The organism is uncultured Xanthomonas sp. (assembly GCF_964278005.1).
In the GTDB taxonomy this organism is placed as follows: domain Bacteria; phylum Pseudomonadota; class Gammaproteobacteria; order Xanthomonadales; family Xanthomonadaceae; genus Xanthomonas_A; species Xanthomonas_A sontii.
In genome coordinates, this window is the sequence record NZ_CAXYKF010000023.1 from 516136 (window position 1) to 537215 (window position 21080).

Consider the following 21080-nt stretch of genomic DNA (forward strand, 5'->3'; position numbering starts at 1 on the left):
GGCTCATGGTCGCCTAATCGACTGCCCCGACGATGCCGCCATGGCCATCGTCCCCCTCTCCGCTGCTTCCGGTTTCCGCTTCGCCGATCCTGTGCTGGTCGATGCCCTGCATCCCGATCGCGCGCAGGTGGAAGCCTTCATCGCCCGGGTCTACCGCGAGCGCTACGGCGCGGTCCTGCGCGGCTTTCTTCCGCACCTGCTCGCCTACCACGGCGCCGACGGTCGCCTGCAGGCCGCGCTGGGGCTGCGCTGCGCCAGCGAGGGTCCGCTGTTCGTCGAGCAGTACCTGGCGCAGCCGGCCGAGCTGGCGATCGCCGAGCGGATGCCGCGGCGGGTGGTGCGCACGGAGTTGGTGGAGGTGGGCAATTTCGCCGCCGAGCACGCCGGCGACGCGCGGGCGATGATCCGCGCACTGACCTGCACCCTGCATGGCGCGGGCCTGCGCTGGGTGCTGTTCGTGGCGACCCGGCAACTGCGCAACGCCTTCGACCGCCTGCACCTGGCCACTGTGGAGCTGGGCGAGGCGCGCGGCCAGGACCTGCGCGACGATCCCAGCGACTGGGGCGACTACTACGCGGCGCAGCCGCGGCTGATGTTCGGCGACATCGCCGCCGGGCACGCCTTCCTGCAGCGCGAGGCGGAACCCCGCCACGGCGTGCTGCCCACGTTCCGCGCCTGCCTGGCGGGGGCGCCGTGAGCACGCCCGGCGTCGCCGACCTGCTGGCCGGCTTGCGCGGCGACGACGCACGCGTGCTTTATGCCGATGGGGCGCTGCGCGAGCGCGATCTGCTCGAGCGCGCCCAGCGCCTGGCCGATGCGCTGCAGGGACATGGGGTGCAGTGCGTCGCCAGCCGCCTGGACAATGGCCCCGAGTGGCTGCTGCTGGATCTGGCGATCCGCCTGAACGGCGGCGTGCACGTGCCGCTGCCGACCTTCTTCAGCCCGGCGCAGGTGCAGTACGCCCTGGCCAGCAGCGGTGCGCAGGGGCTGATCGCGGCGCCGGGTCCGGCCCTGGCCGACCTCGACGGCGAGGCGTTGCGCCTGCCGGAGCCGGGACTGGCCGGCCGGCGCCTGACGCAGGCGCCGGTGGCCCTGCCCGCGGGCACCGGCTGCATCACCTACACCTCCGGCACCACCGGCCAGCCGAAGGGCGTGTGCCTGAGCGCCGACGCGTTGCTGCAGGTCGCCGGCTCGCTGGCCGACGCCGCCTCGGCGCTGGCGCCGCGCCGGCACCTGTGCCTGATGCCGCTGTCGACGCTGCTGGAGAACGTTGGCGGCCTGTACGCGCCGCTGCTGTCCGGCGCGCAGATCGCGCTGCCGTCGCTGGCCGAGATCGGCTACAGCGGCGCTGCCGGCCTGGACATCCCGACCCTGATCGCCTGCCTGCACCGCTACCAGCCGCACAGCGTGATCCTGGTGCCGCAGTTGCTGCTGGGGCTGGTCATGGCCGCCGAGCGCGGCGTGCCGCTGCCCGCCTCGTTGCGCTACCTGGCGGTCGGCGGTGGCCGCGTCGGCCCGGGCCTGCTGCGCCGTGCGGCGGCGCTGCAGTTGCCGGTGTTCGAAGGCTACGGCCTGACCGAGTGCGCCTCGGTGGTGGCCTTGAACCGGCCCGAGGCGCAGCGCCTGGGCAGCGTCGGACGGCCGCTGCCGCATGCGCGGGTGCGGGTGGTCGATGGCGAACTGCAGGTCGAGGGCGTGCGCTGCCTGGGCTACCTGGGCGCGCCCGGCCCGGCACCGGGGCCGATCGCCACCGGCGACCTGGGCCATGTCGATGCCGACGGCTTCGTGCACATCACCGGCCGCCGCAAGCATGTGTTCATCACTGCGTTCGGCCGCAACGTCTCGCCGGAGTGGGTGGAAAGCGAACTGCTGCAGCATCCGCTGATCGCGCAGGCGGTGGTGTGCGGCGAGGCGCGCGCGCACAACCTGGCGGTGCTGTGGCCGCGCCGCGCCGGCGAAGACGACGCCGCGCTGCACGGCGCGCTGGCCGAGGTCAACGCCGGCCTGCCCGATTACGCCCGCGTCGCCGGCTTCGTGCGCGCCGCCGCGCCGTTCAGCGCCGCCGACGGTCTGCTCACCGGCAACGGCCGCCCGCGCCGCGACGCCATCCTGCAGCGCTACGCCGACGCCGTGGCGCAGCGCTACGCCGAACTCGAACCCGATCCCGCCCCAGGAGCCTTCCAATGAGTTTCCATGCCCGGCTGCTCGCCGAGACCCAGGCCGAACGCGCCGACCTGATTGCCATCCCGATCATCCAGACTGCCCTGGCCGGGCAGATCGCCGGCGCCGACTACGTCGCCTTCCTTGGCCAGGCCTATCACCACGTGCGCCATACCGTGCCCCTGCTGATGGCCTGCGGCGCGCGCCTGCCGGCACGGCTGGAGTGGCTGCGCAGCGCGGTGGCCGAGTACATCGAGGAAGAACTGGGCCACCAGGAGTGGATCCTCGACGACCTGGCCGCCTGCGGCGCCGACCGCGCCGCCGCCGCCGCCTCGATGCCATCGGCGGCGACCGAACTGATGGTGGCCTACGCCTACGACACCATCGCCCGCGGCAATCCGGTGGGCTTCTTCGGCATGGTGCTGGTGCTGGAAGGCACCAGCGTGGCGCTGGCCACGCGCGCGGCCGAGAGCATCGAGACCTCGCTGGGCCTGCCGCGCAACGCCTTCAGCTACCTGCGCTCGCACGGCGACCTGGACATCGAGCATGCCGGCTTCTTCGAAGGCCTGATGGACCGGCTCGACGATGCCGACGACCAGCGCGCCGTGGTACATGCGGCCAAGCGCTTCTACGGCCTGTACGGCGACATTTTCCGCAGCCTGCGCGCACAGCCGGCGCTGCCCATGGCGGAGGCCGCATGATGGATCTCAACGGACGCAGTGTGATTCTCACCGGCGCCAGCGGCGGCATCGGCGCCGCTCTGTGCGACGAACTGGTGGCCGCCGGTGCCTGCGTGCTGGCGGTCGGCCGCGACCCGGTGCGCCTGGCGCAGGTCGCCGGCCGGCATCCGCAGGGGCGGGTGCTGCCGCTGCCGCTGGACCTGTCCACGCCGGCCGGGCGCGCGCAGTTGCTCGCCGCCGCCGGGGCCTTGCCGATCCGTCCCTCGTTGCTGCTGATCGCGCATGCGCAGAGCGGCTTCGGCCTGTTCGCGGAGCAGTCCGAGCAGGATCTGCGGCAATTGCTCGACACCAACCTGATGGCGCCGATGTTGCTGGTGCGCGCGCTGCTGCCGTTGCTGCAGGCGCAGCCGCAGGCCACGGTGGTGGCGGTGGGCTCGACCTTCGGCAGCCTGGGGTTCCCCGGTTTCGCCGGCTACAGCGCCAGCAAGTTCGGCCTGCGCGGGCTGTTCGAGGCACTGGCGCGCGAGTACGCCGACAGCCATGTGCGTTTCCAGTACCTGGCGCCGCGCGCCACCCGCACCGCGTTCAATACCGCGCAGGTGGATGCGATGAACCAGGAGCTGAAGGTCGGCGCGGATACGCCCGAGCGGGTGGCGCGCGCGCTGCGCCAGGCGATCGAACGCGGCGACCGGCGCCTGCAGATCGGCTGGCCGGAAAAGCTCTTCGCCCGCCTCAACGGCGCCTTGCCGGGGCTGGTGGACCGCAGTTTGAAAGCGCAGTTGCCCGTGGTGCGCCGGCATGCCGCGCGCGCTCCTTCCCGATTTGGAGATGTCCGATGAACGTCCGTCTGCGTGCGCTGTCGTTGTTGCTTGCGCTGTCGCCGCTGGGGGCGGCCGTCGCCGCCGCGCCGCTGACGCCGGCGGTGGTCGCGGTGCGCGACCAGTGGGCCCAGGTCGCCTACCATACGCCGAAGCCGCAGCGCCTGCAGGCCTATGCCAGCCTGGCCGCGCAGGCGGCCGCCGCCCGCCAGGCGGCGCCGCGCGATCCGGCGGCGCTGATCTGGGAGGGCATCGTGCTGTCCAGCGAAGCCGGCGAGCGCGGCGGCCTCGGTGCGCTGGGCCTGGTCAAGCGCGCCCGCAGCGATTTCGAGCAGGCGCTGGCGCTGGACCCGGCCGCCCTGAACGGCGCCGGCTGCACCAGCCTGGGCGCGCTGTACTACCAGGTGCCGGGCTGGCCGGTGGGCTTCGGCGACGACGCCAAGGCGCGCGCGCTGCTGCAGCAGGGCCTGCAGTACGACCCGGACGGCATCGACGCCAACTACTTCTACGGCGATTTCCTGCGCGCGCAAAAGGACTGGAGCGGCGCCGCGGCGGCGCTGCGCAAGGCCCTGGCGGCGCCGCCGCGGCCCGGCCGCGAGGTGGCCGACCACGGCCGCCGCCAGCAGATCCAGGCGGCGCTGCACGAGGTCGAAACGCATCTTGCCAGCCGCTGAGCGGCCGCCCACACTGCGGTCATGCGCATCCTGCTGGTGGAAGACGATCTGTCGCTGGGAGAGGGCATCCGCACCGCCCTGCGCCGCGCCGCCTATTCGGTGGACTGGGTGCAGGACGGTGCCGCCGCGCTGGCCGCGATCGGCGATGGCGAGATCGACCTGGTGCTGCTGGACCTGGGGCTGCCGCGGATGGACGGGCTGGAGGTGATCCGGCGCACCCGCCAGCTCGGTGCCGACGTGCCGATCCTGGTGCTCAGCGCGCGTGAGCGGCCGGCCGACCGTGCGCTGGGCCTGGACGTGGGCGCCGACGATTACCTGGGCAAGCCCTTCGACACCACCGAACTGCTGGCGCGCACGCGTGCGCTGCTGCGGCGCAGCGCCGGCCGCGCCACGCCGCAGCTGGAGATCGGCGCGCTGTACCTGGACCCGGAGCGCCTGGCGGTGCGCTGGCGCGGCCGTGCGCTGGACCTGACCCGGCGCGAGTTCGCCCTGCTGTGGCTGCTGGCCGAGCGCCACGGCCGCGCCATCGCCCGCGATTCGATCCAGCAGCGGCTGTACGGCTGGGACGAGGATGTGGCCAGCAACGCGGTGGACGTGCACGTGCACCAGTTGCGGCGCAAGCTCGATCCGGCGCTGATCCGCACCGTGCGCGGGGTCGGCTACGCGCTCGACACCCAGGCCGCGACGGCGGCGCCATGAGTTCGATGCGGCGACGCTTGCTGGGCGGCCTGCTCGGCGTGGTGGTGCCGGTGTTCGCGCTGACCGCGCTGCTGAGCTACCGCGCCGGGCTGCAGGAGGCCGGCGAGATGTTCGATGCCAAGCTGGTGCAGTCCTCGCGCGTGTTGCTGAGCCTGGTCGACGAGCCGCTGGACGATCTGTCGCGGCTGGGCCCTGCCGGCGATGCCATCGTGATCCGCGGCTGGCATGGCCAGGCGCAGGGCGTGGGCGAGGCGCTGGCGTTCCGCACCGGGCACGCCTACGAAAGCAAACTCGCGTTCCAGGTGCGCGACCGCAATGGCCATCTGCTGCTGCGCTCGGACAGCGGGCCGACCCGGCAACTGGCGCCGCTGCGCGCCGGCTTCGCCGACGTCACCCTGGATGGCGACCGCTGGCGCACCTTCAGCCTGCGCTCGCCGGGCGGGCGCTGGTTCCAGACCGGCGAACAGGCCGATATCCGCGAGGAACTGGCCGAGGACATCGCGCTGGGCACGGCCCTGCCGTTGCTGCTGGCCCTGCCGGTGCTGGTGGTGCTGGTGTGGCTGGTGGTGAGCTGGGCCAGCGGTGCCCTGAGCCGGGTCTCGCAGGCGATCGGCGAGCGCGACCCGCAGCGGCTGGAACCGCTGCCGCTGCAGGGCGTGCCGCGCGAGATCCTCGGCCTGGTCGCCGCGGTCAACGGGCTGATGCGGCGCCTGCAGACCGCGCTGGAGCGCGAACGCCGCTTCATCGCCGATGCCGCGCACGAACTGCGCACTCCCATCGCCGCGCTGAAGGTGCACGCCGACAATCTGCGCCAGGCCCGCGACGCCGACGAGCGCAGCGAATCGCAGCGGCACCTGGACGCCAGCGTGCGCCGGGTGGAGCGGCTGGTCGCGCAGTTGCTGACCCTGAGCCGGGTCGAGCCGGGGGCTGCCGCCGCGGCGCTGTCGCCGCTGGCGCTGGACGCACTGGTGGCGTTGCAGGTGGAGGAGGCGCGCGACCAGGCCGCGCGCCGCGGCCAGCACCTGCACCTGCGCCGCAACGACCCGGCACGGCTGCCGGCCAACGAGGCGGCGCTGTCGGCGCTGGTGCGCAACCTGATCGACAACGCGCTGCGCTATGCGCCGCCGCAGGGCCAGGTCGAGGTGGCGCTGTGCGCCGGCCGTGACGGCGTCTGCTTCAGCGTCGAGGATTCCGGCCCCGGCATCCCGGCCGAGGCGCGCGAGCGGGTGTTCGCGCGCTTCCACCGCGAGCTGGGCAGTGGCGTGGAAGGCAGCGGCCTGGGCCTTGCGATCGTGCGCGAGGTGGTGACCGCGCACGGCGGCGAGGTGACCCTGGACGCCTCGCCGACCCTGGGCGGCCTGCGCGTCTGCGTGACCCTGCCGCTGCCCCCGTGAGCCAGGCCTGGGCGTCAGGAACACCCTGACATCGGCGCCGAACAGGCGGTGATAGATTAGCCATCTGCCCACAGGGGGTACCCGCGCGCCGTTGCAGGTGTGATTCGGAAAGGGATGGAACAGGGGGATCGGCGTCACGATAGTCGCGACGGCGCGCACGCGCTGTGTCGCCGCCTGGGCGTGGTGATATGCCTGCTGCTGGCGCTGTGCTGCGCCAGTGCCGCCGCGCGCGCCGAACCGGCCGCGCCGCTGACCGAGCGCGCCGTGCTCGACCGTCCGGTGATCGCGCGCTGGACCATGGAAGAGGGGCTGCCGCACAACCTGGTGCACGCGCTGGCCCAGGACCGCGACGGCATGATCTGGGTGGGAACCTGGGAAGGCGTGGCCCGCTTCGACGGCCGCGCCTTCACCGTCTTCGATCGCCAGAACACCCCGGGCATGGAGTTGTCGGGCGTGTTCGCGCTGCTCGCCGAAACCGATGGCGGCATGCTGGTCGGCACCGCCTACGACGGCGTGTTCCGCTACGCCGCCGGGCGCTGGGAGCATCTGGGCGATGCGCGCGCGCAGCGCCTGCGGGTCACCGCGATGCTGCGCGATGCCGACGGCGCGCTGTGGGTGGGCAGCGAGGACGGCCTGTTCCGGATCGAGGCCGACGGCCGCCTGGTCGATGTCGGCACCGCCGCGGGGCTGCGCCGGACCCGCATCGCCGCGCTGCTGCGCTACCGCGATGCGGTGCTGGTGGGCACCTCGCAGGGGCTGTTCCGTCTGACCGCGCACGACACGCAGGCGCAACGCTGGGGCACGGCGGCGATGCGCACCGCCTCGATCCGGCGGCTGACCCCCGACCGTCACGGCGGCCTGCTGGTGGCCAGCGACGAGGGCGTGTTCTGGCTTGGCGGCAACGGCGAGCTGCAATGGCTGCGGCGCGGCCAGCGCGTCGATGCCGCGCTGCAGGACCAGGACGGCCAGCTATGGATGAGCCTGTCCAGCGGGCAACTGTTGCGGCGCACCGCCAACGGCGCCAGCGACGAAGTCCTGTCGATCTCCGGCGTGGTCAGCCCCGCGTTGATCGAGGACCACGAGGGCCTGGTGTGGGCCGGCAGCACCGACGGGCTGTTCCGTGTCGCCAAGGGCGACGCCGGCGGCCTGACCCGCCAGGACGGGCTCGGCAGCGACTACGTACGCGTGGTCGAGCAGAACGCCGATGGCACGATCTGGATCGGCCATGCCGCCGGCGTGGACCGCTGGGAGGGCGGCCGCATCCGCGCGGTACGGCTGAGCGAGCGGCCGGGCCGCGATCCATCGGTGCTGGCGCTGGCCGCCGCCCGCGACGGCGGCATGTGGGTGGGCACTTACGACCAGGGCGTGCTGCTGCTGTCGGCCGACGGCACGATCCGGCAACGCCTGGGCGTGGCCGCGGGCGTGCCGCGCTCCATGGTGCGCGCGCTGCTGGCCGATGCCGACGGCGGCCTGTGGATCGGCGGCAACGAGGGGCTGCTGTACCGCAAGGGCGATCGCACGCGGGCCTACGGCAGCGCCGACGGCCTGCCCGGGCGACAGGTGCAGGCACTGTACCGCGACCACGCCGGCGTGCTGTGGATCGGCACCAATCAGGGCGTCGCCACGCTCGCGGGCAACGGCACGCTGCAGGCGCGGCCAAGCGGGCAGGGCTTCCCGGCGCAGAACGCCTTCGACTTCCTCGAAGATGCCGACGGCACCCTGTGGGTCGCCAGCGACCGCGGCCTGCTGCGGCTGCGCGGCGGGCGGTGGCGCATCTACGACCATAGCGTCGGTCTGCCGCGCGACAAGCTGTTCCGGCTGCTCGACGACGGCAACGGCAACCTGTGGGCGAACAGCAACCGCGGCGTGCTGCGCATCGCGCGTGCGCGGCTGGCGGAGCTGGACGCTGGCCAGCGCAGCACCCTGGCGGTGGACGTGGTCGACCGCAGCGACGGCATGCCCGGCGGGCAGGGCAACGGCAGCAGCGCACCGGCCGGCTGGCGCAGCCGCGACGGTGTGCTGCTGATCCCGACCTCGGCCGGGCTGGCGCTGATCGATCCGGCCCTGCCGAGCCGGCGCAACGTGCGTGCGCCGCCGCTGGTGATCTCGCATGTACAGGTGGATGGCGTGGCGCAGCCGCTGCGTGGCGAGTACCGCCTGCACGGCGGTGTCGCCCGGCTCGCGGTCGGCTATGCCGGGCTGAGCTTCCGCTCGCCGGACAAGGTGCGCTACCGCTACCGCCTGCAGGGATTCGACCGGCAGTGGGTCGATGCCGGCAGCAACGAGGAAGCCGTCTACACCAACCTGCCGTCGGGCAGCTATCGCCTGGACGTGCAGGCGATGACCAGTCCGCTGGACTGGTCGCGCAGCGAACGCATCGGCAGCGCCTCGCTGCAACTGCAACTGGTGCCGCCGTTCTGGGAGCGCTGGCCGTTCGTGGTGCTGGCGGCGCTGTGCGCGACCGGTCTGATCCTGTGGTGGTACCGCGGCCGCAGCCGTCGCTACCGGCGCCGCCAGCGCCGGCTCAACACCATCATCGCCGAGCGCACCCACGAGCTGAAGGCCAAGAACCTGGCGTTGAAGCTGGCCAATCTCGAACGCGAGGACCTGGTGCGCAAGCTCGCCTACCAGGCCGGGCACGATGCGCTGACCGGCCTGCCCAACCGACGCACCGGCGATCCCTATCTCAACACGGCGCTGGAGCGGGCGCTGAGCGCGCGCACGCCGTTGTGCGTGGCGCTGCTGGACATCGACCACTTCAAGAAGATCAACGACGCCTACGGCCACGAGATCGGCGACGAGGTGCTGCGCCGGGTCGGCGAGGCGCTGCGCGACAGCCTCGGCGAGCAGGCGTTCGCCGCACGCCATGGCGGCGAGGAATTCCTGCTGGTGCTGCCCGGCCTGGACCAGGAGGCGGCGCGCGCGCGCCTGGACGCGCTGCGCCTGCGCGTGGCCGACCTGGTGCTGTACGCCGACGACGGTCGCGCGGTGCGCTTCACCGCCAGCATCGGCTTCGCCTGCCTGTCGCCGGCCCTGCGCACCCGCCGCGACCTGCTGGTGAAGGCCGACAAGCACCTGTACCAGGCCAAGCGCGAAGGCCGCGATCGGGTGGTCGGCTAGGCCGCTGCCGCAACCCGGACGCAGCGCGTCGGTGGCGCGGCGACGAACGTTGTGTAGGAAGCGCGCGCAGGCGCCAGGCAGGCGCCGCGAAGAGCGTGGGGCGTGGCAATGGGGCGTTGCGCACCGCCGCATCGCTGCGGCGGGCGGGAGACGGCCGGCGCGGGTGCGCCGCCGCGGATCAGGCCTGCAGGCGCTGCAGCACCGTCTGCGTGGCGGCTTCGGTGGAGATGCCCTGGCCGGGCGCGGCGAGATCGGCGGTGAACGCCTGCGCGTCGAGCGCGGCATCCACCGCCTGCTCGATCGCCGCCGCCTCGGCTTCCAGGCCCAGCGAGTGGCGCAGCAGCAGCGCCGCGCTGAGGATGGTCGCGTAGGGGTTGGCGATGCCCCTGCCGGCGATGTCCGGCGCCGACCCGTGGATCGGCTCGTACAGGCCGATGCGGCCGTCGCCCAGCGAGGCCGACGGCAGCAGGCCCAGCGAGCCGGCCAGCATCGAGGCTTCGTCGGTGAGGATGTCGCCGAACATGTTCTCGGTGACGATCACGTCGTACTCGCGCGGCTTGGCCAGCAGGTGCATGGCCATCGAATCGACCAACTGGTGTTCCAGGCGCACGTCCGGGAATTCCTCGCGGCCGATGCGTGCGGCGACGTCGCGCCACAGCCGCGAGGTTTCCAGCACGTTGGCCTTGTCCACCGAGACCACGTGGTTGCGGCGCTGCCGGGCCAGGCGGAACGCGCTGCGCAACACCCGTTCGATTTCCGCGACGGTGTAGCGGCACAGGTCGCTGGCGTCGCTGGCGCTGCGGGTCTTGTCGCCGAAGTAGATGCCGCCGGTCAGTTCGCGCACCACCACGATGTCCACGCCCTGCAGCAGGTGCGGCTTGATCGGCGAGGCGTCCAGCGCCGCCTTGTGCGGCTTGACCGGGCGCAGGTTGGCGAACAGGCCCAGGCCGCGGCGGATCGCCAGCAGGCCCTGTTCGGGGCGCACCTTGGCGTTGGGGTCGGACCACTTCGGTCCGCCGACCGCGCCCAGCAGCACCGCGTCGGCGCCCTGGCAGGCGGTCAGCGTCGCCTCCGGCAGCGGCTCGCCGTGGCGGTCGATGGCGATGCCGCCGATGTCGTGTTCGTGGAACTGGAAGTCGTGGCCGTGGCGTGCGGCGACGGCGCGCAGCACCGCGACCGCGGCGGCGGCGACTTCCGGACCGATGCCGTCGCCGGGCAGGACGACGATGTCAGCGTGCATGGGTGGCCTCGTAGCGTTCGATGTCGGGTTGGCGCAGCAACAGGTAACCCATCTCGTCCACGCCTTCGAGCAGGCAGGTCTGCGAGAACGCATCGAGCGGGAAGGCGTAGACGCGGCCGTCGGGCGTGCGCAGCTCGCGCGCGGCCACGTCCACGGTCAGTTCGTCGTCCGGGCGCTGCATCAGCGTCTGCACGTCGTCCTCGGCCAGCACGATCGGCAGCAGGCCGTTCTTGAGGCTGTTGTTGCGGAAGATGTCGGCGATCTCGCTGCTGACGATGGCGCGCAGGCCCAGGTCGGTCAGTGCCCACGGCGCATGCTCGCGCGAGGAGCCGCAGCCGAAGTTGCGCCCGGCCAGCAGGATCTGGCGGCCGGCGTTGTGCGCCTGGTTGAAGGCGAACTCCGGGTTCGGCGTGCCGTCGGCCTGCCAGCGCCAGTCGTTGAAGGCGTGGCGGCCGAGGCCGGCGCGTTCGGTGGTGGACAGGAACCGCGCCGGGATGATCTGGTCGGTGTCGATGTTGGTCTGGCGCAGCACCACGCTGCGCGAGGTGAGGGTGGCGAAGCCGGCCATCACGGGGTCTCCTGGGAAGCGACGGAGTCGGGGGCGGGCGCCGCGGCGTCGGCCACCGGCGGCAGCGCCGCGGGCGGCACGTGTGGCGGCAGCAGCGGCTGGTGGCGGTGCGCGAAGGCGCGGGTGGTGGTGGCGACGAAGGTCAGCGTGGCCGCGAACGCGGCGATGTGCGGCGCCATCACGCGACCTCCGCGAACAGCGCGCGCGGATCGCTGACCTGGCCGTTCACCGCCGCCCAGGCCGCGGTCAGCGGCGAGGCCAGCAGGGTGCGCGACCCCGGGCCCTGGCGGCCTTCGAAATTGCGGTTGCTGGTGCTCACCGCCAGTTGCCCCGGCGCCACCAGATCGCCGTTCATGGCGATGCACATCGAGCAGCCGGATTCGCGCCATTCCGCACCGGCCGCGCGTACCACCTCGTGGATGCCCTCGGCCTCGGCCTGGCGCTTGACGATTTCCGAGCCCGGCACCACCAGCATGCGCACGTGCGGCGCCACCTTGCGGCCGCGCAGCACCTGCGCCACTTCGCGCATGTCGCTGAGCCGGCCGTTGGTGCAGGAGCCGACGAACACCACGTCCACCGGCGTGCCGATCAGCGCGTGCCCGGCTTCCAGGTGCATATAGTGCAGGCCCTTCTGCGCCGCCGGATCCTGCGCGGCCGGGATCGGCACGTCCACCGCGATCGCGGTGCCGGGGTGGGTGCCCCAGGTCAGGGTCGGGCGGATGTCGCGCGCGTCGATGCGCACCTCGGCGTCGAAGCGCGCGCCGGGATCGCTGCGCAGCTGCGACCAGCGCTGCACGGCGGCGTCGAAGTCGGCGCCCTTGGGGCCGCGCGGGGTGTTGGCGACCCAGTCGAAGGTGACCTGGTCCGGCGCGACCATGCCGGCGCGCGCGCCGGCCTCGATCGACATGTTGCACAGGGTCATGCGCTGTTCCATGTCCATCGCTTCGATGGTGGAGCCGCGGTACTCCAGCACGTGGCCGGTGCCGCCGTTGACCCCGATCACGCCGATGATGTGCAGGATCACGTCCTTGGCGCCGACGCCCGGCGCCAGCGGTCCGTCGACGGTGATCGCCATGGTCCTGGCCTTGCGTTGCAGCAGGCACTGGGTGGCCAGCACGTGGCCGACCTCGCTGGTGCCGATGCCGAACGCCAGCGCGCCGAACGCGCCATGCGTGGAGGTGTGGCTGTCGCCGCAGACGATGGTCATGCCGGGCTGGGTGAAGCCCTGTTCCGGTGCGATCACGTGGACGATGCCGCGATTGTCCGAGCCCATGTCGAACAGTTCGATGCCGTAGTCGGCGCAGTTGCGCGCGAGCATGTCCACCTGCGCCTCGGAGGCCGGGGTGTAGTACGGCAGCTTGCCGTCGGCGCCGCGCGGCAGGGTCGGCGTGGAATGGTCCATCGTCGCCTTGGTGCGGTCGGGCCGGCGCGGCGCCAGGCCGCGCGTCTTGAGTTCGGTGAACGCCTGCGGCGAGGTCACTTCGTGGATCAGGTGCAGGTCGATGTACAGCACCGCCGGGGCGGCGGCGCTTTCGGGGACGACGACGTGCGCGTCCCACAGCTTGTCGTACAGGGTGCGGGGAGTGGCGGACATTGCGGAACTACCTGGCAGGAAAGCTGGGCGGGGAAGGGGAACGAAGGCGAGCGTGCACGAGGACGATGACCGCGCTGTGGCCGCTCAGGCCAGCGCGTCGGCCGCGGCCGGCGCGCCCTGGCGCTGGCGCAGCACGCGGTTGGCCACGTCCAGCCAGGCCAGCGCGCTGGCCTCGATGATGTCGCGGCTGGTGCCGGTGCCGTCGTACTCGACCTCGCCGTGGCGCACGCTGAGATTGGCCTCGCCGCGCGCGTCGGCGCCGATGCCGACGCTGTGCACCTGGTAGCTGTCCAGTACCAGCTGCACGCCGGTGGCGGCCGACAGTGCGGCGAACAGCGCGTCCACCGGGCCGTCGCCCTCGGCGCGCTCGCTGACCCGCTGGCCGTCCGGATCGGACAGCTCGACCTGCGCGCTGGCGCGCTGGCCGCGGTCGCTGACGGTCATCGACGACAGGCGGTAGCCCTGGCTCTCCGGCGCGTCCTGCATCATCGCCTGCAGGTCGGCGTCGTTGACCACGCGCTGCTGTTCGCACAGCGCCTTGAACGCGTCGAAGGCGATGTTCAGTTCGGCCTCGTCCAGCACGTAGCCGAGCGCACGCAGGCGCTGCTCGACCGCGGCGCGGCCGCTGTGGCGGCCCAGCACCATCTGCGAGGACTCCCAGCCCACGTCTTCCGGGCGCATGATCTCGTAGGTGCCGCGGTGGCGCAGCATGCCGTGCTGGTGGATGCCAGACTCGTGGGCGAAGGCGTTGCCGCCGACGATCGCCTTGTTGCGCTGTACCGGCATGCCGACCAGGCGCTGCAGCAACTGCGAGGTGGCGACGATGCGCGGGGTGTGGATCGCGGTGTCCAGTTCGTAGAACGCGTTGCGCACCTTCAGCGCCATCGCGATTTCTTCCAGCGCGCAATTGCCGGCGCGCTCGCCGATGCCGTTGATGGCGCATTCCACCTGCCGCGCGCCGCCTTCCACCGCGGCCAGCGAGTTGGCCACGGCCAGGCCCAGGTCGTTGTGGCAGTGCGCGCTGAACACCACGCGGTCGGCGCCGGGGACGCTGGCGATGATCCGCGCGAACATGCCGCGGATCTCTTCCGGGGTGGTGAAGCCGACCGTGTCGGGCAGGTTGATGGTGGTGGCGCCGGCGGCGATCGCCACGCTGGCGACCTCGGCCAGGAAATCCTCCTCGGTGCGGGTGGCGTCCTCGGCCGAGAACTCCACGTCGTCCACGTACTGGCGCGCCAGCGCGACGTGCTTGCGGACCGACTCCAGCACCTGCTCGCGGGTCATGCGCAGCTTGTGCTCGCGGTGCAGCGGGCTGGTCGACAGGAACACGTGCAGGCGCGGATTGGCCGCCGCTTCCAGCGCCCGCGCCGAGGTCTCGATGTCGGCGGCCAGGCAGCGCGACAGCACCGCCAGGGTCGGGCCGCGCACTTCGCGGCCGATCAGCGCCATCGCCTCGCGGTCGGACTGCGAGCTGGCCGGGAAGCCGGTCTCGATGATGTCCACGCCCAGCTCGGCCAGGGCGCGCGCCATCACCAGCTTCTGCGGCGGGGTCATGCTGCAGCCGGGGGATTGCTCGCCGTCGCGCAGGGTGGTGTCGAAAATGCGGATGCGGGGGGTCTGGGAAGAAACGGAAGTGTTCACCAGATGGGTTCCTCTACGGCGGCGTTGGCTTGCGGATGGGGATGCGGGGACGCGGCGATGCGGGCAGGAGCGGGCGGGGCGGGACGTTGGCTACGAAGTCGCTCGGCGCTGCGGCGGCGCGGCTTGCGCGGCGGGCGCGGGCGCACCTCCGACAGCAGCGTCGCCAGCACGCCGGCGTCGATGTTGCCACCGGACACCACCGCGCACTTGCGCTTGCCGGCGACGCGGCGCCCGGCCGCCAGGGCCAGCGCGCCGGCGCCCTCGGCGATGACGTGCTCCTCCAGCGCCAGGCGGACCAGCGTTTCGCGCAGTTCCGCCTCGCGCACGATCACCACATCGTCGAGCAGGCTGGCGCACAGCCGGCGGGTGATGAACCCGGGGATTTTAACCTTGACGCCGTCGGCCAGGGTGGGCACCGGATCCACGGCGCGGACGTCGCCGCGGATCGCCCGCGCCATCGAGTCCACGCCCTCGACCTGGGCGCCGACCACGCGCACGCCCTGCGAGCGCAGCGCCAGGGCCACGCCGGAGGCCAGGCCGCCGCCGCCGATCGGCACGATCACCACGTCCGGGGCGTGCGCGGCCAGCTCGATGCCGACGGTGCCCTGGCCGGCGATCACGTCCGGGTCGTCGAAGGCGGACAGGAAGCGGTAGCCGTTCTGCTCGGCCAGTTCGCGGGCGAAGGCGAAGGCCTCGTCGTAGCTGTTGCCGTGCTGGCGCACGGTGGCGCCCCAGTGCGCGACGCCGGCGATCTTGGTCTGCGGCGCGCCATGCGGCATCACCGTGATCGCCTGCACGCCCAGGCGGTGCGCGGCCCAGGCCACGCCTTGCGCGTGGTTGCCGGCGGAGGCGCAGATCACCGCGCGCTCGTCGCCGCGTTCCAGCCCGGCCAGCAGCGCATTGAGCGCGCCGCGGACCTTGTAGGAGCCGGTGCGCTGCAGGTTTTCCAGTTTCAGCCAGACGCCGAAGCGCTCGGCGTAATGCACCGGCGTCGGCGGCAGATAGCGGCGCAGCCTCGCCTGCGCGGCCAGTACGTCGGCCACGCTGACCGCGACATGGCCTACATCCGGCTCCTGCGGGGCTGGGATGTTAGACATGCGCTCGGGACCCGGGAAAAGCGGGTTCCCGGAGAAGCGACCTCCGTGGAAGAAGACACCTCCGCGCAGTCCTGGCTTTCGCGCGTCTCGCGCTGCGCCTGACGTCCGCGGCGACCGCCACGGGTCCCGAGTCCCGGGCCCCGGGTCCCGACCGCCTCATACCACCCCATCCAGCGCGGTCACGCGCACCGATTCGCAGTCGTAGACCTTCTCCATCTGCAGGCGCAGGGTCTCGCCGGGGCGGTTGCCGTCCACCACCAGCTGCAGGTGCCAGCGGCCGGCGTCCTCGGCCACCGGCGCGCCGCTGATCGAGATCGGCGCGAAGCCGCGGCGTTCGGCCATGCCGATCGCGCGCAGCAGGGCGCCATCGATCGGTTTCAGCACCAGGTCAAGCTGGTAACGCATGTGTCGTCTCCTGGCGCTGGGCAGCGGGATTGCTTTCCAGCATGGTGCTGTTGGCGGTGTTCGGCGGCACCAGCGGCCACACGTTGGCGCGGGCGTCGATGGCCACGTGCAGCAGCGCCGGGCCCGGCTGCGCCAGCAGCTCGGCCAGCGCGTCGTCGACCTGGCCGCGCGCGGTGATGCGCTTGGCCGGAATGCCGAAGACCTGCGCCAGCGCGGCGAAATCCGGGTTGTCGGACAGGTCGATCTCGCTGTAGCGCTCGGCGAAGAACAGTTCCTGCCACTGCCGCACCATGCCCAGCGAGCTGTTGTCCAGCAGCACGATCTTCACCGGCAGCTTGCAGCGGGCGATGGTGACCAGCTCCTGCACGTTCATCATGAAGCTGCCGTCGCCGCTGACCAGCACCACGGTGCGGTCGGGGCAGGCGAACTGCGCGCCCATCGCCGCCGGCAGGCCGAAGCCCATGGTGCCCAGCGCGCCGCTGGTCAGGTGATTGCGCGGGTGGTTGAAGCGGCAGTGCTGGGCGACCCACATCTGGTGCTGGCCGACGTCGCAGGCGATCACGGTGTCGGCCGGGGCCAGTTCGCTCAGCCGCTTCAGCAGGCCGGGCGCATAGATGTCCTGCCCGGGCGCGTCGTAGCGCGCGCCGAACTTCTCGCGATGGCCGACGCAGCGGGCGTGCCAGGCCTCGCAGGTGCTGGTCGCCGCGGCCAGCGCACGCAGCGCCTGCGCCACGTCGCCGGGCACGGCGATGTCGGCCTGGCGCAGCTTGGAGATCTCGCAGGCGTCGGCGTCCAGGTGGATGACCCGTGCGAACGGCGCGAACTCGGCCAGCTTGCCGGTGGCACGGTCGTCGAAGCGCGCGCCGACCACGATCAGCAGATCCGACTCCTGCACCGCCATGTTGGCGGCGCGGGTGCCGTGCATGCCGAGCATGCCCAGGTAATGCGGGTGCGCGTGCGGCAATGCGCCCAGGCCGCGCAGGGTCAGCACGGTGGGGATGCGGGTGGCCTCGACGAACGCGCGGAACGCGTCCACCGCATCGCCCAGGGCGATGCCGCCGCCGCCGTAGATCACCGGCTTCTCGGCGCCGGCGATCGCCGCCAGCGCCTCGGCCAGCACCGCGTCCTGCGGCGCCGGCGGGGTCGGCACCGCCGCCGGCACGTGCGCCGGCAGATGCGCGGCATCGGCCAGCTGCACGTCCTTGGGCAGGTCGATCAGCACCGGCCCCGGCCGCCCTTCGCGGGCGATGCGGAACGCGTCGCGCAGCACCTGCGGCAGGTCGTCCACGTGCCGCACCAGGAAGCTGTGCTTGACGATCGGCAGGGTCAGGCCGAACACGTCCAGCTCCTGGAACGCGTCGGTGCCCAGCAGCGGCGTGGCGACCTGCCCGGTCAGGCAGATCATCGGCACCGAGTCGAGCATCGCATCGGCGATGCCGGTGACCAGGTTGGACGCGCCCGGGCCGGACGTGGCGACGCACACGCCGACCCGTCCGCTGGCGCGGGCGTAGCCGTTGGCGGCCAGCGCCGCGCCCTGTTCGTGGCGGACCAGGATGTGCTTGAGCTGGCTGTCTACCAGCGCGTCGTAGAACGGCATGATGGTGCCGCCCGGATAGCCGAACAGCGTGTCCACGCCTTCGGCTTCCAGGGCCTGCGTCAGCCAGCGCGCGCCGTTGCGGGGCGTGCCGTGAGCGGAGGAGTTCATACGGTGGCGACCTTTCGGTGGAAGCGGGTGGGGGAGCCGCGGATTACGCGGCCTTGGTGCCGCCGGCGGCCGGTGCGGCAGCGGCGTCGCCGTTGAGCCACACCATCTTGGCGCGCAGCTGCTTGCCGACCGTTTCGATGGGGTGGTCCAGATCGGCCTGCTTGAACTTCTTGTAGTTCGGCAGGCCGGCGTCGTATTCGGCCACCCAGTTCTTGGTGAAGGTGCCGTTCTGGATGTCGGTCAGCACGTCGCGCATGCGCTCCTTGGTCGCCGCGTCGATCACCCGTGGGCCGCTGACGTAGTCGCCGTACTGCGCGGTCTCGGAGACGAACTCGAGCATGCGGGTGATGCCGCCTTCGTAGAACAGGTCGACGATCAGCTTCAGTTCGTGCAGCACTTCGTAGTAGGCGATTTCCGGCTGGTAGCCGGCTTCCACCAGCACTTCGAAGCCGGCCTGCACCAGCGACGAGGCGCCGCCGCACAGCACCGCCTGCTCGCCGAACAGATCGGTCTCGGTCTCTTCCTTGAAGGTGGTCTTGATCAGGTTGGCGCGCGCGCCGCCCAGGCCGGCGGCGTACTCCAGCGCGAACTGCTCGGCCTTGCCGCTCTTGTCCTGGTACACCGCCCAGATGCACGGCACGCCGCGGCCGATCTCGTACTCGCGCCGCACCAGCGCGCCCGGGCCCTTCGGCGCGACCAGCACCACATCCAGGTCGGCGCGCGGCTTGATCATGTCGAAGTGCACGTTCAGGCCGTGCGCGAACAGCAGGCACGCGCCCTGCTTCATGTTCGGCGCCAGCACCTCCTCGTACAGCTTCTTCTGCACCATGTCCGGGGTCAGCACCGCGACCAGGTCGGCGTCCTTGACCGCCTCGGCGGGGCTCTTCACCACGAAGCCGTCGGCCTGCGCCTTGGCTTCGGTCGGGCCGCCGGCACGCAGGCCGATGGTGACGTCGAAGCCGGACTCGCGCAGGTTCAGCGCGTGCGCGCGGCCCTGGCTGCCGTAACCGACGATGGCGATCTTGGTGGTGGGCTGGGCGGAACTGGTCATTGTGCGGATGTCCTTGAACGGTGTTGGAGTGGAGAGGGGTCTTGCATTCGTGGTCACTGAAACGAAAAACCCCGCGCCGTTGCCGGTGCGGGGTCTGATCGAATCCTGGCTGCTTGTCGCTTACACGCCGGTTCGTCCCGCACTTGTGGGCGAGGTAATAAGCACGAGTACGAGGAGCGACGCAGCAGTGTCCGCGCGCAACGCGGCGGGCTGGCGGGTCGACTTCGGGCGGGTGTGGCGCTGCAACATGCAGCGAGATAACCATGGGCTTTGCGCGACTGTCAACTGTGTTGCGGGCCTCCGCGGGCGAATGTGCCGAAAGCCGCGCCAGCACTGCATGGTTACGCATGAAACGGAGGTGGAGCAGGCGACGAATGGCGCCAATTGCGCGGAAATCCGGCCTTTGCGATGGCGCGATGTGAGCGCCTGCGCGGCGGCACCCGCCGCACTCGGGTACGGTGGGCGTCCCCTGTTCTCCGGAGAGCCGCGCATGTCCGTTTCGCTTCCTTCCCTGGCGCGCCTGGCGCTCGCGCTGGCACTGGCGACGTCGGTGCCGGCGCAGGCCGCCGACCGCATCACCGGCCAGCCGTTCGCCACGCGCTCGGAAGTGATCGCCCCGCACGCCATGGCCGCCACCTCGCAGCCGCTGGCCACGCAGATCGCACTGGAGACCATGCGTGAGGGCGGCTCGGCGGTGGATGCGGCGATCGCCGCCAATGCCGCGCTGGGGCTGATGGAGCCGACCGGCAACGGCGTCGGTGGCGACCTGTTCGCCATCGTCTGGGATCCGAAGACGCAGAAGCTGTACGGCTACAACGGCTCCGGCCGTTCGCCGAAGGCGCTGACCCTGGCCGAGTTCAAGCGCCGCGGGTTGAAGGATATCCCGGCCACCGGTCCGCTGCCGGTCTCGGTGCCCGGTGCGGTCGACGGCTGGTTCGCGCTGCACGAACGTTTCGGGCGCAGGACGATGGCGCAGAACCTGGCGCCGGCGATCCGCTACGCCCGCGACGGCCATCCGGTGGCCGAGACCATCGCCTACTACTGGGATCGCTCGGTGCCGCGGCTGTCGCAGTACCCTGGCTTCAAGGAGCAGTTCACCATCGACGGCCACGCCCCGCGCAAGGGCGAGCTGTGGAAGAACCCGAACCTGGCCGACACCCTGCAGCAGATCGCCGACGGCGGCCGCGACGCGTTCTACAAGGGCCCGATCGCGCGCACCATCGATGCCTACTTCAAGGCCAACGGCGGCTTCCTGCGCTACGAGGACCTGGCCAGCCACCACGGCGAATGGGTCGAGCCGGTGTCCACCAACTACCGCGGCTACGACGTGTGGGAACTGCCGCCCAACAGCCAGGGCATCGCCGCGCTGCAGATGCTCAACATCCTGGAGGGCTACGACTTCTCCAGGATCCCGTTCGGCTCGGCCGAGCACGTGCACCTGTTCACCGAAGCGAAGAAGCTGGCCTTCGCCGATCGTGCGCGCTTCTACGCCGACCCGGCGTTCCAGCCGGCGCCGCTGGCGCGGCTGATCTCCAAGGACTACGCCGCGCAGCGGCGCGCGCTGATCTCGATGGACCGCGCGCTGAAGGAAGTGCAGCCGGGCACGCCGAAGCAGTTGGAAGAGGGCGACACCATCTACCTGACCGTCGCCGATGCCGACGGCATGATGGTGTCGCTGATCCAGTCCAACTACCGCGGCATGGGCAGCGGCATGGCGCCGCCGGGGCTGGGCTTCATCCTGCAGGACCGCGGCGAGATGTTCGTGCTGCAGAAGGACCATCCCAACGGCTACGCGCCGGGCAAGCGTCCGTTCCAGACCATCATCCCCGCGTTCGTGACCAAGGACGGCAAGCCGTGGCTGAGCTTCGGGGTGATGGGCGGGGCGATGCAGCCGCAGGGCCACGTGCAGATCCTGATGAACCTGATCGATTTCCACATGAACCTGCAGGAGGCCGGCGACGCGCCGCGGATCCAGCACGACGGCTCCACCGAGCCGACCGGGCAGGCCACGCCGATGCGCGACGGCGGCGAGCTGAACCTGGAAACCGGCTTCGCCTACGACACCATCCGCGAACTGATGCGCAAGGGTCATCGGGTGATCTTCGCCGACGGGCCGTACGGCGGTTACCAGGCCATCGCGCGCGACCCGGACAGCGGCGTGTACTACGGCGCTTCGGAAAGCCGCAAGGACGGGCAGGCTGCCGGTTATTGAGGGACGCCGCGCGCGGCGGCGT

Annotated in this window: 18 protein-coding genes; 9 read left to right on the top strand and 9 right to left on the bottom strand. The window is 71.8% G+C overall.

Translation table 11 applies throughout. The annotated features are described in order from the left end of the window. Positions 1-40: 40 nt before the first annotated feature. From ACHWVH_RS16545 to ACHWVH_RS16580, 8 genes are all read left to right on the top strand, one after another. Positions 41-697 (top strand): thermostable hemolysin, encoded by a 657-nt coding sequence (locus tag ACHWVH_RS16545; protein WP_043094822.1) that lies wholly within the window; start codon positions 41-43, stop codon positions 695-697. Next, on the top strand, positions 694-2187 hold the full coding sequence (locus ACHWVH_RS16550) for an AMP-binding protein (RefSeq protein WP_394687575.1): 1494 nt from the start codon (positions 694-696) through the stop codon (positions 2185-2187). The genes ACHWVH_RS16545 and ACHWVH_RS16550 overlap by 4 nt, the downstream gene beginning before the upstream one ends. Further along, on the top strand, positions 2184-2861 hold the full coding sequence (locus ACHWVH_RS16555; protein WP_043094824.1) for a TenA family transcriptional regulator: 678 nt from the start codon (positions 2184-2186) through the stop codon (positions 2859-2861). The genes ACHWVH_RS16550 and ACHWVH_RS16555 overlap by 4 nt, the downstream gene beginning before the upstream one ends. Beyond that, on the top strand, positions 2861-3679 hold the full coding sequence (locus ACHWVH_RS16560) for an SDR family oxidoreductase (protein ID WP_295928465.1): 819 nt from the start codon (positions 2861-2863) through the stop codon (positions 3677-3679). The genes ACHWVH_RS16555 and ACHWVH_RS16560 overlap by 1 nt, the downstream gene beginning before the upstream one ends. Continuing rightward, positions 3676-4332, top strand: a complete 657-nt coding sequence (locus tag ACHWVH_RS16565; protein WP_295928289.1) for a tetratricopeptide repeat protein — start codon at positions 3676-3678, stop codon at positions 4330-4332. The genes ACHWVH_RS16560 and ACHWVH_RS16565 overlap by 4 nt, the downstream gene beginning before the upstream one ends. Positions 4333-4353: 21 nt before the next feature. Beyond that, the gene (locus ACHWVH_RS16570; RefSeq protein ID WP_295928287.1) at positions 4354-5031 is read left to right on the top strand and encodes a response regulator transcription factor; all 678 of its coding nucleotides are present in this window, start codon (positions 4354-4356) and stop codon (positions 5029-5031) included. 17 nt (positions 5032-5048) lie between these two features. Further along, the gene (locus tag ACHWVH_RS16575) at positions 5049-6425 is read left to right on the top strand and encodes an ATP-binding protein (protein ID WP_017916793.1); all 1377 of its coding nucleotides are present in this window, start codon (positions 5049-5051) and stop codon (positions 6423-6425) included. Between the two features lie 114 nt (positions 6426-6539). Continuing rightward, positions 6540-9545, top strand: a complete 3006-nt coding sequence (locus tag ACHWVH_RS16580; protein WP_394687576.1) for a diguanylate cyclase — start codon at positions 6540-6542, stop codon at positions 9543-9545. 178 nt (positions 9546-9723) lie between these two features. Here ACHWVH_RS16580 and leuB read toward each other — a convergent pair whose 3' ends face one another. The 9 genes from leuB to ilvC form a co-directional block, all read right to left on the bottom strand. Beyond that, positions 9724-10785 (bottom strand): 3-isopropylmalate dehydrogenase, encoded by a 1062-nt coding sequence (leuB, locus tag ACHWVH_RS16585; protein ID WP_394687577.1) that lies wholly within the window; start codon positions 10783-10785, stop codon positions 9724-9726. Further along, entirely contained in the window at positions 10775-11353 is a 579-nt protein-coding gene (gene leuD, locus ACHWVH_RS16590) for a 3-isopropylmalate dehydratase small subunit (RefSeq protein ID WP_017914017.1), read from the bottom strand. Before leuD ends, leuB begins: the two co-directional genes overlap by 11 nt. Then, positions 11353-11532 (bottom strand): hypothetical protein, encoded by a 180-nt coding sequence (locus tag ACHWVH_RS16595; protein WP_048492492.1) that lies wholly within the window; start codon positions 11530-11532, stop codon positions 11353-11355. Before ACHWVH_RS16595 ends, leuD begins: the two co-directional genes overlap by 1 nt. Further along, a complete protein-coding gene (leuC, locus tag ACHWVH_RS16600) occupies positions 11532-12947 on the bottom strand; it encodes a 3-isopropylmalate dehydratase large subunit (RefSeq protein WP_017910522.1) in 1416 nt (471 codons plus the stop codon). The genes ACHWVH_RS16595 and leuC overlap by 1 nt, the downstream gene beginning before the upstream one ends. An 84-nt stretch (positions 12948-13031) precedes the next feature. After that, positions 13032-14588: a 2-isopropylmalate synthase gene (locus ACHWVH_RS16605; protein ID WP_026144683.1), complete on the bottom strand. Its 1557-nt coding sequence runs from the start codon at positions 14586-14588 to the stop codon at positions 13032-13034. Then, the gene (locus ACHWVH_RS16610; RefSeq protein ID WP_043094831.1) at positions 14585-15685 is read right to left on the bottom strand and encodes a threonine dehydratase; all 1101 of its coding nucleotides are present in this window, start codon (positions 15683-15685) and stop codon (positions 14585-14587) included. Before ACHWVH_RS16610 ends, ACHWVH_RS16605 begins: the two co-directional genes overlap by 4 nt. 156 nt (positions 15686-15841) lie before the next feature. Continuing rightward, positions 15842-16090 carry an ACT domain-containing protein gene (locus ACHWVH_RS16615; protein WP_017910519.1) on the bottom strand — a complete coding sequence of 83 codons (249 nt, stop codon included), beginning with the start codon at positions 16088-16090 and terminating at the stop codon, positions 15842-15844. After that, positions 16074-17795 (bottom strand): acetolactate synthase 2 catalytic subunit, encoded by a 1722-nt coding sequence (gene ilvG / locus ACHWVH_RS16620; RefSeq protein ID WP_017911171.1) that lies wholly within the window; start codon positions 17793-17795, stop codon positions 16074-16076. Before ilvG ends, ACHWVH_RS16615 begins: the two co-directional genes overlap by 17 nt. 43 nt (positions 17796-17838) lie before the next feature. Continuing rightward, positions 17839-18846, bottom strand: a complete 1008-nt coding sequence (gene ilvC, locus ACHWVH_RS16625; RefSeq protein ID WP_010343386.1) for a ketol-acid reductoisomerase — start codon at positions 18844-18846, stop codon at positions 17839-17841. Between the two features lie 490 nt (positions 18847-19336). Between ilvC and ggt the strand changes: the two genes are divergently transcribed. After that, complete coding sequence (gene ggt, locus ACHWVH_RS16630) at positions 19337-21058, top strand: gamma-glutamyltransferase (protein ID WP_295928280.1); 1722 nt, start codon at positions 19337-19339, stop codon at positions 21056-21058. Positions 21059-21080: the final 22 nt, after the last annotated feature.